10 protein-coding genes are annotated in these 13,117 nt (G+C 58.8%); 1 reads left to right on the top strand and 9 read right to left on the bottom strand.

Features of this window, described 5'->3' with window-relative positions:
* Positions 1–7: 7 nt before the first annotated feature.
* Entirely contained in the window at positions 8–1,933 is a 1,926-nt protein-coding gene (locus RO07_RS12395) for an ADP-ribosyltransferase (RefSeq protein ID WP_160118045.1), read from the top strand.
* Positions 1,934–2,068: 135 nt separating this feature from the next.
* Here the strand turns inward: RO07_RS12395 and RO07_RS25945 are convergent, their stop codons facing one another.
* The 9 genes from RO07_RS25945 to RO07_RS26370 form a co-directional block, all read right to left on the bottom strand.
* The gene (locus RO07_RS25945; protein ID WP_147284499.1) at positions 2,069–2,581 is read right to left on the bottom strand and encodes a hypothetical protein; all 513 of its coding nucleotides are present in this window, start codon (positions 2,579–2,581) and stop codon (positions 2,069–2,071) included.
* Positions 2,582–3,164: 583 nt separating this feature from the next.
* Positions 3,165–5,408 (bottom strand): NEL-type E3 ubiquitin ligase domain-containing protein, encoded by a 2,244-nt coding sequence (locus RO07_RS12390; RefSeq protein WP_084072582.1) that lies wholly within the window; start codon positions 5,406–5,408, stop codon positions 3,165–3,167.
* Between the two features lie 582 nt (positions 5,409–5,990).
* Positions 5,991–6,470 (bottom strand): hypothetical protein, encoded by a 480-nt coding sequence (locus tag RO07_RS12385; RefSeq protein WP_039411075.1) that lies wholly within the window; start codon positions 6,468–6,470, stop codon positions 5,991–5,993.
* Between the two features lie 32 nt (positions 6,471–6,502).
* Positions 6,503–8,725 carry an eCIS core domain-containing protein gene (locus tag RO07_RS25535; RefSeq protein WP_237171429.1) on the bottom strand — a complete coding sequence of 741 codons (2,223 nt, stop codon included), beginning with the start codon at positions 8,723–8,725 and terminating at the stop codon, positions 6,503–6,505.
* Positions 8,726–9,212: 487 nt separating this feature from the next.
* Positions 9,213–10,055, bottom strand: coding sequence for a PhzF family phenazine biosynthesis protein (locus RO07_RS12375; protein WP_039411074.1), 843 nt, complete (start codon positions 10,053–10,055; stop codon positions 9,213–9,215).
* Between the two features lie 95 nt (positions 10,056–10,150).
* Entirely contained in the window at positions 10,151–10,414 is a 264-nt protein-coding gene (locus tag RO07_RS25940; protein WP_147284500.1) for a hypothetical protein, read from the bottom strand.
* Between the two features lie 31 nt (positions 10,415–10,445).
* Positions 10,446–10,718 (bottom strand): YncE family protein, encoded by a 273-nt coding sequence (locus RO07_RS25935; RefSeq protein WP_147284501.1) that lies wholly within the window; start codon positions 10,716–10,718, stop codon positions 10,446–10,448.
* A gap of 475 nt (positions 10,719–11,193) precedes the next feature.
* Complete coding sequence (locus RO07_RS26905) at positions 11,194–11,595, bottom strand: hypothetical protein (RefSeq protein WP_147284502.1); 402 nt, start codon at positions 11,593–11,595, stop codon at positions 11,194–11,196.
* A 381-nt stretch (positions 11,596–11,976) separates the two neighbouring features.
* Positions 11,977–13,107 carry a hypothetical protein gene (locus RO07_RS26370; protein ID WP_072637028.1) on the bottom strand — a complete coding sequence of 377 codons (1,131 nt, stop codon included), beginning with the start codon at positions 13,105–13,107 and terminating at the stop codon, positions 11,977–11,979.
* Between the last annotated feature and the right edge of the window lie 10 nt (positions 13,108–13,117).

The following is a 13,117-nucleotide window of genomic DNA, read 5'->3' as shown; positions in this document are numbered from 1 at the left end:
GGATTTGATGCGTACATTCACGAAGCACGCCGCTAAAGCGGCGAGTGTTCTGCTGGCCTTGACAGCCTTGACAGCCCTGACAGCCTTGACGGTCGAAGCGGCGGAGCGGTCCCCGCGGGCGTCAGAGACCGTCAACAGCGTGCGGAACCGCGACCCCGTTTTCACTCTGCTGCCCGAGCGGTGGATGACTCCCCTGCCGGGCGAGGACGATTGGAACAACCTTCCCATAGATGAAAAGCGGAAAAAGGCCCTCGAAGAAATTTCCCATGGGATTCGCGACGCCACCTCGGAAGCCCGCATCAAGGCTGCGAACGTGTACTGGGACACCTACATGCTGAACCTCCCAGACGCACAAATGCATGAACTCGTCGATTACACGTTTAGTACTCCTTATAATCATGATTTGCGGAATGGTACCGAGCGCCTCTCTGAAAAAACAATGAGTAAGTTCCTGTTCGGCGTTGGGAACACCGACAAGGCGTTGGCGGGTCGGCCCGCCGACGCCGACTATATTGTCAGCCGGGGGGTGAACTTGAGGCTGACACCGGCTCAGTTCGCGGATCTGCGGGGAAGGACGCTGACGGATAAGGCTTACCTTTCCACGACCTTGAGTGACGCGCCGCCTGAAGAATTCAGCAAGCAAAACGCCTCTCTGCGCCTGAGGGTGCCTCGAGGGACGCCCTCAGCATATCTGAGCCGCACTGCCGCCGTGTCGTTCTACGAGGACCAAGAGGAATTGCTTCTGGGGCGGGGGACGGCGGTCAACGTGACCCGTTCGTTCTGTGGTACTCCCGATGCGAGTGTTGAGGGCGGGTGTAAGCAATGGGAGATTTTTGGTGAGGTTGCACTTCGGTCGCCGCAGTTGACGGTAGAGCCGCTCGGAGAGACGGGGCTCAAGGGACGCGCCGCGTTTTCCCGCACCAGCGACGAGAACTGGGTGGGGGTGGTTCCAAAGGGGCAACTCCCCATAGAGGGCAACGTGAAGGCGCAGCAGGGGTTCAAGACGGCGGTCGGGGATTTCGAGTTCAAGGATCTCCCGCCCGGTGAGTACACGGTTCATGTGTATCCGGACAAGGTGTCGTACGCGCCGTTGATATCGAGGGACGTCATGGTAGGCACGTCGGTGTTGAGGTCGGTGAGACAGCGTGAGGTGCCCGAGATATCGCCGGATGGTATCGGCACGTTGACGGTGGTGCTGGACGCTTCAGATAACGGCCGACAGAGTGGTAAGTATGTGATAACCCCCCCACAGGGGTTCGCCTTCACCAACTCCGACGTGGTTATACGGCGTCCCGACGGGACCGGTACCAGTGGCGGGTGGACGCTATCGTCGGACAAGCGCACGCTCACCAACACCAGTGCCTGGTGGGACACGAAGGGGGTTCGGACGCTGTACATGGGGGTAGTTGCAGACAGGGACATGACGAAAGCGGGCTTTCATACTGCCGAAGGGGGCTTGTCTTTCGCCGTAGACGATCAGCCTCCGGTGACCGGGAATGTGACCGTAAGCGTACCAGTGCTGATGTGGTGGGCAAAGCAGACCGTGGTGCCCGAGATCAAGCCGGGTGGTCAGGGCAACGCGATAGTGGAACTCGATGCCACAGGTGCTCGTTCGGGAGACAATTATGCGTTGAATAGGATTGCCGCGCCTGACGGGTTCACGTTCACTGACAACCAGGTCGTTGTCAAGGGGCCCGGTGGGGCCATTTCCCGCGAGGCCTGGACGCTGACGGCGGACAGGACGATGCTGATCAATCTGACGGGTGCCGCGTTGTGGCGGGGGAAAGGTACCTGGACCCTTGAGGTATCCTTGACCGCAGCCCCGAGCGCGGCCACGGGTACCCACACCGCCAAGGACGGTCTGTCCTTCACTACTGGCGGAGGCCTGCGCAGGGCGACCTCCGATCTGTCAGCGACGGTTATAGGTAATTGACCTGAATTCACAGCGCGCATCACCTGCGCCAGCAGATGATGCGCGGCCTTGTGCGGACAGTATTTCCAGCCATCCAGAGCTGGAACAATCCGCCATGCTATTCGCTATTTTTTTGAGCTGTGATTCTTTACAAGATCATCTGGCTTCCCATATCGCGTGGATATTCTCCGTTTGCCGCTTGGCGTACGAACAGATGAGACGCGCGTTCAGATCAACTATTTTTTCCTCTAGGATGGATTTCGCTTGGGCGGCGGAAATTCTATTTATATTTCCAGGCGCACCTAAATTTCCAACCGCCGCTTTGCGCTCTTTATTGTATCGACATAGGAATACTAGTTTCTTTAACACTCCACTCTCCCCCTTGAACACTCCACCCTCCCCGTTGGATGCATTTTTTTTCAATCTAACAATGGTGTCTGGGCCAATATTTTCAATTATCTTGTTAATTTTCGATAGGTTGGAATTTTCTCTATCCAACTTTTTTATAACTTCATAATCGTCGGCGGAATAGATGCACTCTCTTGCCGCGCTTTTCACACCAGCTAGATTGGCCATCGACCCAGGGCGATATTGGCTTGGTGATGCCGTCGTGACTCGTAGATCGCCGAAGCCCCCATGGAAAAGTGTTTTGATCGGATCTAACGACATGAATACTCCTAAATCTAAAATTAACGGGGGGAGGTACCGCGTTTGCTGAGACACTTTCGGAAACGCAACCCGGAAGAATTACCCCGATTACCGATGACTGTGGGCGAACGGCGAATGCTCACTGAAACCTACAAGAGCCGTCCTGGATGCCACAAAGAGCATCTCGATGCCCCACCATTCCTATAAGAAATGGCAGGCGTATTAGACATCAGATTTGAAAAGAAGACTTGTTGAATTTGCTCATCTTTGAGAGCGATGCCGCATAGATCACGGCGCGAGATGGGCAAGGAAGTTACCTGCCGCCCCTGCAAACAGGGCCAACTGGCGTCTAGCAAAGTCCGTTTCGACGGGGAGCATCATGGCAAAACGCAAACCATCGGCATCGCGCCTTTCCAAAGGCTTGTGACGTGCAGCACACAAAGCTGAAGCAAAGGCGGCGGCACTCCGCGCATTGGGCCTTCACGATTACGTGCACGCTGTAGGTGCAGCGGCGAACACGCTGTCTAACGCGGCAATCGCCGTTGAAGCGAAACTGAACCGATAACAACCCGGAAAAAATCCGCCGTCCTTTACGCCGATCGTTTCATTCGCTCGTCCGCGTGAATTTCGACCACCACGTCTTGAGCACGGAATTTCTGACGCCCCCGTCGCTGGGCTTGGCCGCGTCCATGATCTGGGCCATGAGCGCCTCCTCGCCCCGCTTGCGCAAGAGCGCTTGGGTGAGTTCCTTATAGATCGCTAACTGCCGTGGCTTCATGCGCTCGTTGTTGTCGACCCCGGCTTTCGCCAGCGATGCAATAGCGTCGGTGGACCGATTTTCACTGGTCAACTGCGCAGCCACTCCCTCATCGTAGGACGGGAGCATATCGTACTTTTGTTGAAGCGCGCGCTCGGTTCCCTCAGGATCCAGCCGTTCCAGCACCTTCTGCCAAGGGCTCCATTCGACCAGGAAATAGTGCGGAAACGCTACACGCTCTTGAGCGAGAACCTGCTGCTCGGCATGCTTCAGATCCTGCGAGCTTATCCCGGAGACCTTGAAATAGCGCATGTCCGCGATGTCGGTGGGTAATTTCAGTCGGTTGCGCAACTGCACCTGATAGGCCAGGTAGATTTCGATTTCGTCGATAAACCGTAACGTCTGGGCTTTCTCGCGAGCGATTTTCTCAAGTGCGTCCAGGCGAAATACTCCTCGCCCGCGCTCGATGATCTCACCGAGCCTGTCGTCGTAATCGCCACGGCTGATCGCGTGCGCGATGCTGAGTTTGGTCAGATCGTTATACGTTAGTGCAACGCGATCCTCGCAGGTCTCGGTGGCCCCCCGGGCGGTCTGGAAGGTCAGTCGGCGAAGCTCTTCATCCTGGGAGAGCTTGGTTAACCACTTGGCGACCCCCGCCTTGAAATCGCCCCTGTAGTTGACGGACGCTTTCAAACGGTCCAGAAAGGTGGAGAACTCAGTGGCATTTGCTTCTTCACTGTACGCCTGCCATTGCTTCACCTGTGCTTGCTCGCCTTTGCGCAACCAGTCCCGAACCGCCTCGTGAAGCGGGCGTACCACTCTGCTGCCCGTCTCGCCACTCGCCATGAAGAAGTGGATTTGAGGCCCCCTATACCCTCGCGCAGATGTGTCCTCACGCAGTCGTTGCAGGACGGCGGGCGAGAACAGGGTGCCATCAACAAGTACCTCACCACGATGAGGCATACTGAAAACGCTTGGCGGCAGGTCGGACAGTGAGTTGTTGCGGACGTCGAGCTTTGTGAGGTTCGCGGGCAAAGGCGGTAACTCGGTCAACCGATTGCCATTCGCGTAGAGCTGCGTGAGGCCTGCGGGCAAGGGCAGGAGCCAGCGCAGTCGGTTCTCGTGTACGTCAAGATGCGTGAGGCCTGCAGGCAAGGGCGGGAGCCAGCGTAGTCGGTTCTCGTATGCGACAAGACGCCTGAGGCCTGCGGGCAATTCCGGCAACTGGGTCAACTGATTCCCCGCGACTTCAAGCGTCGCGAGGCCCGCGGGCAAGGTTGGCAGTTCGGTTAGCCTGTTATTTGTTGCTTCAAGCGTCGCGAGGCCTGCTGGCAAGGTTGGCAGCTCGGTTAGTCCGTTATGTCTTGCGTCAAGTGTCGTTAGGCCATCAGGCAATTCCGGCAGGCTGCTCAACCTTAGTCCCAACAAATCGAGTGTGCCATCCCCCATGCGGAGCATCCGGTCCGCCGCGATTGCGCGGACCTCCCTTTCACCCCGCTCCGAAGGCACATGCAACCATGTGTATATGCTAGCGTGGAAGACGAGCCCATTCCCTAACCGCGGTGGAGCGACAGCTACCCATGCGCGTAGGGCAGACCGGTAGAGTTCATCGACGCCATTGCCTCGCCCCTCGTGCCGCTCAGGCATGCCCCCGATCAGTTCGCTCAGCAATTGGCGCGCGTCCACGCCTCTGTCCAGCGTGGCGAGCACGTCATGGGCGAGTTGAACATGCGCTGGTGAGGGATCGGTGGATTGGCCGCCGGGCGCATTTTCCGAGCAAAAGCTTCCGAGAGCGTCAGCCAATACGTTGGCATCTACGCCTTCACGGCATGAGCGCGCCAAGTGTTGCGTCAGGTCCCGGCACACCGACTCCATGTCGGCAGCGCCCGTCAGGCTGAACTGGCGATGTGTCCAGGCAAGCGCGGCCAATAACGCCGTGCAGCGCCGTTCATGTCCCGGATCGTCGCGCTGGCCCGCATACTCAAGCACCAGCCTTTTTGCTTCATTGACTTGCTGGGACGAGCAGGGCGGCGCGTCCAACAGCCGAGTCAGCGCGGCCAGCGAAGGTGATCCAGTGGGCGTGATCGGCATCGTGGATGAATGGTATGGAGGAGGGCATCGCACCCGGGGTGACCCAACGGTTCTGCTTGAATCTGGTCACTCTGGCACCGCTTCCACGTTGCCTGCAGTCGGTCTGGTTCGCGCGGCGGGTTGCCTACATACAGGCATCACCGGTGGGATAAGCGCATGTTGGACGATGAGCTCATGAGCAGCTATCAAAAAACGAGCATCGGGACGGCATCACGTTGGAAGCCATTTCGCCAGACTCCGCACAGCAGCGCTGTAGCAGGTGGCTAGCTTGGGTGAGGAACGGGCTCAACCGCTCGGCAGCGTATGGCCTCCGACCAAGACCAGAAGTATGAGATTCGAAGAGCTTCTATTAGTGGAGCCCAGGTCGATCAATGTCGTCTGCAAGTTCACGTGAGGAGCAATTTAAATTTAACATAATGTACATTATGCGAATCGCAGGTACCATTCCGAAGTGTTGCGCCGTGAAGCGATTAAGGCCTGTCTTGGGCGCAACAGCTAGGATGGTCTATGGATTGAAGTTGCCGGACGCGCGAGCTTCCGAGAAGCTCAGTTATCCAAACAACGCGAGTCGATTAAATGCACTCAATCGAGCGACTGACGGGCCGACTCGGCGAACGTGCGCATGTAGTCCAGATTGGCGATGAATGCCACATCGTCTTTTTTGAGGACGCGCATCGCGCGCTCGAAGCGCTCGCCGCAGGCGAGCAAGGCGGGCAGAAATGCGGCTTTCGAGTACTTCGCCGCGGGTGTCAGACTGCCGGTGACTTCGATCTCGTCGCCGACCGGTTTGAGCGCAAGCCAGCCCGAACGACTGAAGTAATTGACGCGCGCCTCGTCGCCTCGGGCCAGACGCGATACCGCGTCGAAGCACAGGTTCTGCACCCAGGGGAGCAACTCGTCGATGATTTCGAGCACGGGCTGGCCGTCATTCGTCATGACGATCGCGCCGTGGATATCCTGCGTCGACGCCACCTTGGCCGATAGCGCGGCGTCTTGGGCATAGACTTCGCGCTCCGCGTAGAAGCGTCGATGGTCGAAGGTGATGCGAAACGCGACGTCCATGATGGGCGACTCCCCACGGTGAAAAGGTGCCGTCAAACCAATTGAGCGATGGCGTTCATTGTGGCCTGATCGTGCGGCAGATAGGCCGCGCCGTCTTCGGGGAAGAATTGTCCGAGCCGCAGCGTACCGACCGCGCCATCCACCAGCCCGGCAATTTGCGCCGTACCGGCCCCCACGACCTGTCCCGGTTGCGGGGCCGCAGGCATCAACCAACTGCCTCGTGCATGGAGCGCCCCCAGCACAGCGGCAAGCTCATTGCCGACATTGACGGCCGCACCCGCGCCCCAAACCACCGGCCATTGGGTATTCGCGGCATTGATGCCCCCGAAGTTGAAATAATGCGCGGTGTGACGATCGAGGTAGTGGTCGAACGACACCGTGGTAATGACCGGCCGAGCCACGCTGTTGTCGAAGTTCGTGAGTTCCGCGGTCACTAAGTTTGCGGCCGCCGTAAATCCTGCGACGCCTGCCCCACCACCCGCTCCGGCAATCGGACCATTGATGAGCTGTCTCAATTGAGCGGCCGCAGGCCGGTGAGCGGCAATCATGGGATGTGCCCCCCCGGCTATCAGGCCGTTATTGTTGCCAAGCGCCACCAGATGCCCATTGGCGTTCGCTAACGTCCCGGCAAGCCACGCCGGCGGTACCAGAGCGCCTCCGCCAATCGCCGCATTGACCAGATTAAGCGCAATCGTTGCCTGAGCGTGCAACGTGACCAGCGCTGCCGCTGGCACGGCGTCCCGCGCGGCGTTGTAAGCATTCTGTGCGGCAGTCACGTTCGCGGGAATGCCGCCTGCGCCCGGTACGCCGGCGCGCTGGAAGTACCGTAGCTCGCCGCACAGTCGTGCGAACAGCGCACCGTCCGTAGCCGCCACGGCGGCGAGCTGAGCGGCCTGGGTCGCCGTGCGGTTCCGAGCCGTCAGCATGTTCGCGAGCGTCAGAATTTCCGCATGCCCGCCGATTTGCGGAATCATGCCCACAAGCCCCGCCTGATGCGCCGCGCCGCCACTGGCAATGATCAACGTAGTGAGCGCAGGAAGGCCCGGCGCGCCGTTTGCCAGCGGCACCAGTTGCCCAAGCAAGGCGATGTTGGCCATGCCCATATGAGGCCAAAGTTGAAGCAGCCAAGGCGAGTTCGGTCCGGACATCGCGGGAAAGGCCGCGCTGGCAGCAAATGCCGCCAATTGGGGCGGCGTCACCAAATTCACCAGGGCCGGGAGGATGTGGGCGTCTGCCTGACCGACACGCGCGGCTAATGCATTCAGACCGGGTAGATTGGCGCTGCGCGGCCCGCCGATCTGTGCGATCAATCCGTCGACCAGATGCGCGTTCGCATTACCGATCCAACCGAGCAAGACGCCTTCCGCATTGGCCTCATGCAACAATGCCGTCGCCGCCACGATGCGCGCCGGCTGGTGAGGCTGGCCCACATACGCGGCGCACAAACCAGCCAGCGCAAGCGCGGTGGCCGACGTTCGCGCCGCGATATAGGCGGTAAGCCCCGCGTCGAGTCCCTGCAAGTTGGGACCACGCCCGTGAAGGAGTGTCTTCGGTGTGGCCGCCTGGAAATCTGCGACGCTGATGATGCGCTGAATGGGTTGTCCCGACGAAGCGAGCTTCTTCGCCGGCATGGTCTGCACCGGCCCCGCGTGCGGCGCGGCGGACAGGGCGCGCGCGCCCATCTCGTCGGCCTCGCGCTCCAACCCGGCATCATCGTTGACGGGGACTTCCCCTTTCGCCTGCAAGGTCGGCTTGACCCTGCCCTGTGCCTGCTGCACGACGTGCCACGCTTCGTGAGGCAAGTGCTTTTCCTGCCCCGGCCCGAGGTGGATGTCGGCGCCCTGCGCATACGCCAGCGCATTGAGTTGCGCGGGCTGCGAGGAGTTGTAATGCACCTTCACATTGTCGAGCGCTACGCCCGACATGGCTTCGATGTTCGTCTTCAGTTGGGTAGGCAGTCCCGTGCGATTGACGGTCTGGACGGTGCCGCTGGCGGAAGCATGAAGCTCGTCTTCGTCGGCATGAAACTTTCGCTGTACGGTACCGGACCGGGGGTGCAAGTCCTCCATCCGGGCGCGCTGCGCGGCGGCGCGCGGATTCGTCGACATCATGGCCGCCAGCGCTTGATGCGACGCCGATTCCGGACGGTTGTCCTCTAACGCCGGCGTCGCCCTCTGCGCTACCGGCGCGGGAACATGCCGGACTTCGGCGGGCTTGCGGGCGTTCTCTCGAGAGGCAATCGAAATTCTTTGCATGGTCGGCGCAGGTGAGTGGCGTGGGACGACGGCACAGCTACGGCACAAAGGCGATACCAAGACTGCACGAACCAAGACTGCACAAAGGCGGCACTACGCAAGTTGCCGGGCAATCATACGGTGCAACCGGCAGAAAGACAAACTGGCTTCACTTGGCGCGACATCATTTTGCTGCCACGCGCCTGCGCGAGCGGTCCATCGGCTAAAAAGCCGTTGTTTGATCAAGCATTTGAGCGCGACGGCCTCGGCTAAGTGCGCGCAGCCCGGCGTGGGGCTTTGGGATAGGAGTTTCAAGCATCGCCGCAATGCTGTCGTTCAGGCAGCAGATGCCCTTTGGGCAGTCACGGCGGCCCGCCCTTCCCTCATCTCGCGCAGCGCGTTCGCGCGGTACATTCTCGTGCGTTAGCCAGTAGACGCGCGAGCACTTTGCCTCTGCGGCCTCATGATGCCAAACGGTGTCCCGTCATCGGGTGCCAGAGGCTTGCGACTACAGGATGAGGCGGCCTTCGATACAGGTCACGGCGTTGCCGCCGATCCACACCTCGTCACCCACCTGCTCCACCTCGACGCGCCCGGCACGCCCCATGCTCAGCCCCTGGCTGACGCGGTAGCGCGCCGGCGCCAGTCCGGCTCCCAGCAACCACTGGGCAATGCCGGCGTTCAGGCTGCCGGTGGCTGGGTCCTCGGGCATGCCGTCGCCTGCGATGAAGGCCCTCACCTCGAACTGCGCGTCGCTATCGTCGTGCTGCGGGTCGCAGGGTGCGATCACCCCCACCGCCAGCCCGTTCAACATTGGATAGTCGGGTTGCAGATCCAATACCTGCTGGCGCTTGGCAAGCATCACCGCCAGCCAGCCGGCGCCGTTGTCTACCCAATGGGCGGCGACGATCGCCCCGGGGGCCAAGCGCAACCCCAGCCGCACCTGCTCCAGGATCTCGGCCGCCACCTGCCCGGAACGCAGCAAGGGCGGTGCAAGAAACGCCAACTGCCGCCCCTGGCGGCGGATTCGCACCAGCCCCACCGCGCATTCCTGGATAATCTCCTCGCCCTGGGGCACACCGCCGGACTCCAGCCAGGCGTGGCAACTGCCCAAGGTCGGGTGACCGGCGAACGGCAGTTCGTCCTGAGTGGTGAAGATGCGCAAGCGGTAGTCGGCCCGCGAGTCAGTGGGCCGGAGGATGAAGGTGGTCTCGCTGAGGTTGGTCCAGTTGGCGAAGGTTGCCATCTGCCGGTCGTCGAGCCCGTCGGCATCGAACACCACGGCCACCGGGTTGCCCTTGAGAGGCGTGGAACTGAAGACGTCGACCTGCTTGAAGCTCAGAGAACTCATCGAATGCCCTGCTGGTTTGTCTGGGAATATTCGTAAATAAACGCTAGAATCTCGCCGCCACAACAATAGAAATCGCCATTCTCGACCTTCGAGACTCAGCGCCCGAAAAGCGCCAAGGCGAGCGCAAATCCCCATAGATCGACTGCCTTCGGGGCGGGCGTCGAGACGCCCGCCCCGGCAAGTGCATTGGGCTTTCCCCATTGCACTGCCGCCGGCGTGTCCGCTTTGCGCAAATGCTCAATGGGAGCGAGATGCGCGTTTGCGACCTGCTGACATGCCGGATCAATAACATCCCCTCGATCCACCACATATAAAATCTGAAGATCTTCATCAACAACCAGTGATGAAATACCAATCATATTTGTAGTAATCGCGTGCAGCCGGGACGTGTTAAAGTGTATTTACGATTGTAATCGTGCCGTCGGCAGTTGATATGTATAAATAGTGATTGGTTTGATCCAGCACCATCGTCCACGGCCCATCGCCGGCTTCTATCTTCTTCCCCTGAGTCTGATCAACCGCGCTTATAGGGATGACATACCCTCTTTCCTCCTCCGCCCCAAATAATGCGTATATCGTATTTTGTGAGCCGCAGCCCGACGGAGGTCGGCCGGAAAAATGGATCGTAAAGGCGTAGCTGCCATCGCACAGCGGTTCGACCATCTGGCGCTTGGCAATGCGGTAACGTGAAGCCGGTCGGCGGGAGCGTGTCGGCGTTGAAGATTGACGCAGAGCCCGGCTACCGCGTGCACTTCGTCCAACGCGGTGCCGTGCTCGTGGTGTTGCTGTGGGCCGAGGCCGACCGTCAATTATCGTTAGTCTGCTATTTTCACATTCCAGACTACTCTGATATTCGTGTCAACAAACCAAACGCGCCCATCCGCGGAAGGCGTTACATGGTTTTGCCGACTGATCCCAAACCCTTGCGCTTTGAGAACATAAACAGGCCCCTGCGGCTCCGAACCAACGTACTCAAATTAGAATTCAGGTACCAGCGATCTGGGTAACCGAAGGGATCTCCAACCCCACCCTCTATGATTTTCGTCAGCCGATGATTAGGCAGTGCGATATCGTGAGAAACGACAATGCCGCGCCTTGTCGGGAGTCCACGGCGCTGGCATTGGGCTTACCCATCCAATCAGGACCCACTCTGGTCAATAACCGCACTGATACTGGAACCGCTGCCAATAATTGAGGTACTATTTCGCTCCGTTGAGCACTGAGCCCGTATAGTAGTAACATTCCCTGTCAAATCGACCAGTGTTTGCAATGTCACTGGAATTCGACCTGGATTACCGGGGCTTTGTTCACTGTAGCTATATCCGTTTGATGCCAAAACTACCGAATTCATCGTAATGGCAAAGTTAGCCCCCGGAAAATTATCTCCTGCAGCCCATGGGTAGGCGATACATAAGGTAATTAAGGCGTGCCCTCGAGTTTGCGAATATTGCGACAAATCCAAAGAAAGGCTAGGAATATCCACCCACCCCCCGGACGTTGTTGAAAATCCACTATTGTTGGCTCTAAATAAAATAGTCATTTATTTATTTACTCCTCTGTCAATTTTTTTGAACAGACCCATTCCATTTCCGCAATTACGCTCAATGTCCAGCTTAATGCAAAGAAATGGACCGGCGAGCATGGCCGAGCAACCTTATGGAAGTCTGCTGCAACTATTTCGGATTACAACATACGTGACGTGACTCCACCCTTCCCAAGCGAGGTTACGCACTCGGAGCCAAAGCTCCCCGGGAAAGATCGCAGCTGATCACGCCTAGAGTGAAGTGTAGATTGTTCGTCCTGCAAAATTAACCTAGTTACTTTGTTAGGGTCTGTTTACATTCGATGAAATGTGTTTACAGACCGTCCGTGTTGGCGTGAACAACGTGTTCAATCGCCACTACTGGTCCGGCGTCGCGTCCTACGGCACGATTTCGCTGGGTGCCCCGCGCACGGTGTACGCGTCAGCGGCCGTCGATTTCTGATCGCACCCGTGTTTCAGAATTGCCGAAGTCAGATTGGCGCGCTCCCCGTTGATGTAATCAGCCGCATATAAGGCCTGATCGGCATCGTTGGGGTCGAAGAGGAAGGGTTCCACTTCGGGTTTCATATCCGTGAACAAATTATATTGATCCACGGAGGCGTAGTGCTTCGTCCGAGCAGACCACGGTAAACGCATGAGCGTTTCATAAGAGGGAGCGGTGCGCAGGGAAACGCCCGCGTTCCCCAAATCCGAAATGAGTGCCTCATTGCCGTAGAACGTGGTCTCGTTTCGGCCGAAGGCGTCACGGATCGCAACGAGCAGCTTGCCCTTCTCTTGCGCGCTCATTCCCCTCTCGAAAATACGCGGGGCCAGCATGACGGCGACGGACGAGCCCGGTTTCATGGCGCCCTGCAGGGGTTTCAGAGCTGCCACAATTTCATCCGCAGTGAATAGACGCCGCTTGCCCGAGGAGGTCGTGAAACTGCCGCCGAGCCAGATGACTTCATTCGCGGCAAGAAGAGAGTCCTTGGCGTCGCCAGCGGCAAGCTTGGCCGGCGAAACGGTTTCGATGACCTGCGAGGCTTTTCTCCAGACTTGATTGTGCGGAGAATCAAGCAGCCGATACCCGGAAATGTTCCTCAGTTTGAGCAAGGTCAACTGCGATCGGGTGAAAAACAGATTGAGGGCCGTGCGGCCCCTCAATTTCTGAAGCAGTTCGAGCGTATTCTGATCGATAAGATGAGCATAAAGACCGACGCTCTTTCCAGAGAGTTTTGCCGTAATGGCAGCAGACCGGGCGACATCACTTACGGCCCCCTGCCCGATCACAAGTACGCAACGGTATTGGCTTGGCTCGAGCTCATCCAAAGGCATCCGGGACAGATTGATCAGGTCAGGCGTGCCATGACGCCAACGATCGCGCATCACGGTGGCGCCCGCCGCATCACCACCGTCACCCTTGGTAATGATAAGGGTACGAGAACCATCCTGCCCCGATTCGCGCCCCTGCCCTACATGGGGAGCAAAGATCAGTGCCAGAAAGGCGAGTTTCCAGACCGCTGCCTTCATATTTTGCCCC

This window comes from Pandoraea pulmonicola, assembly GCF_000815105.2.
Lineage (GTDB): Bacteria > Pseudomonadota > Gammaproteobacteria > Burkholderiales > Burkholderiaceae > Pandoraea > Pandoraea pulmonicola.
Note: the sequence above shows the minus strand (reverse complement) of the source record. Positions and strands in the feature narration are given on the sequence as shown.

What these genes read in the sequence shown, in the direction of transcription:
- RO07_RS26370 (WP_072637028.1), bottom strand. Translation starts at nt 13,107, where the DNA reads ATGAAGGCAGCGGTCTGGAAACTCGCCTTTCTGGCACTGATCTTTGCT.
- RO07_RS26905 (WP_147284502.1), bottom strand. Translation starts at nt 11,595, where the DNA reads ATGACTATTTTATTTAGAGCCAACAATAGTGGATTTTCAACAACGTCC.
- RO07_RS25940 (WP_147284500.1), bottom strand. Translation starts at nt 10,414, where the DNA reads ATGATTGGTATTTCATCACTGGTTGTTGATGAAGATCTTCAGATTTTA.
- RO07_RS25535 (WP_237171429.1), bottom strand. Translation starts at nt 8,725, where the DNA reads ATGCAAAGAATTTCGATTGCCTCTCGAGAGAACGCCCGCAAGCCCGCC.
- RO07_RS12395 (WP_160118045.1), top strand. Translation starts at nt 8, where the DNA reads ATGCGTACATTCACGAAGCACGCCGCTAAAGCGGCGAGTGTTCTGCTG.
- RO07_RS12385 (WP_039411075.1), bottom strand. Translation starts at nt 6,470, where the DNA reads ATGGACGTCGCGTTTCGCATCACCTTCGACCATCGACGCTTCTACGCG.
- RO07_RS25945 (WP_147284499.1), bottom strand. Translation starts at nt 2,581, where the DNA reads ATGTCGTTAGATCCGATCAAAACACTTTTCCATGGGGGCTTCGGCGAT.
- RO07_RS12390 (WP_084072582.1), bottom strand. Translation starts at nt 5,408, where the DNA reads ATGCCGATCACGCCCACTGGATCACCTTCGCTGGCCGCGCTGACTCGG.
- RO07_RS12375 (WP_039411074.1), bottom strand. Translation starts at nt 10,055, where the DNA reads ATGAGTTCTCTGAGCTTCAAGCAGGTCGACGTCTTCAGTTCCACGCCT.
- RO07_RS25935 (WP_147284501.1), bottom strand. Translation starts at nt 10,718, where the DNA reads ATGGTCGAACCGCTGTGCGATGGCAGCTACGCCTTTACGATCCATTTT.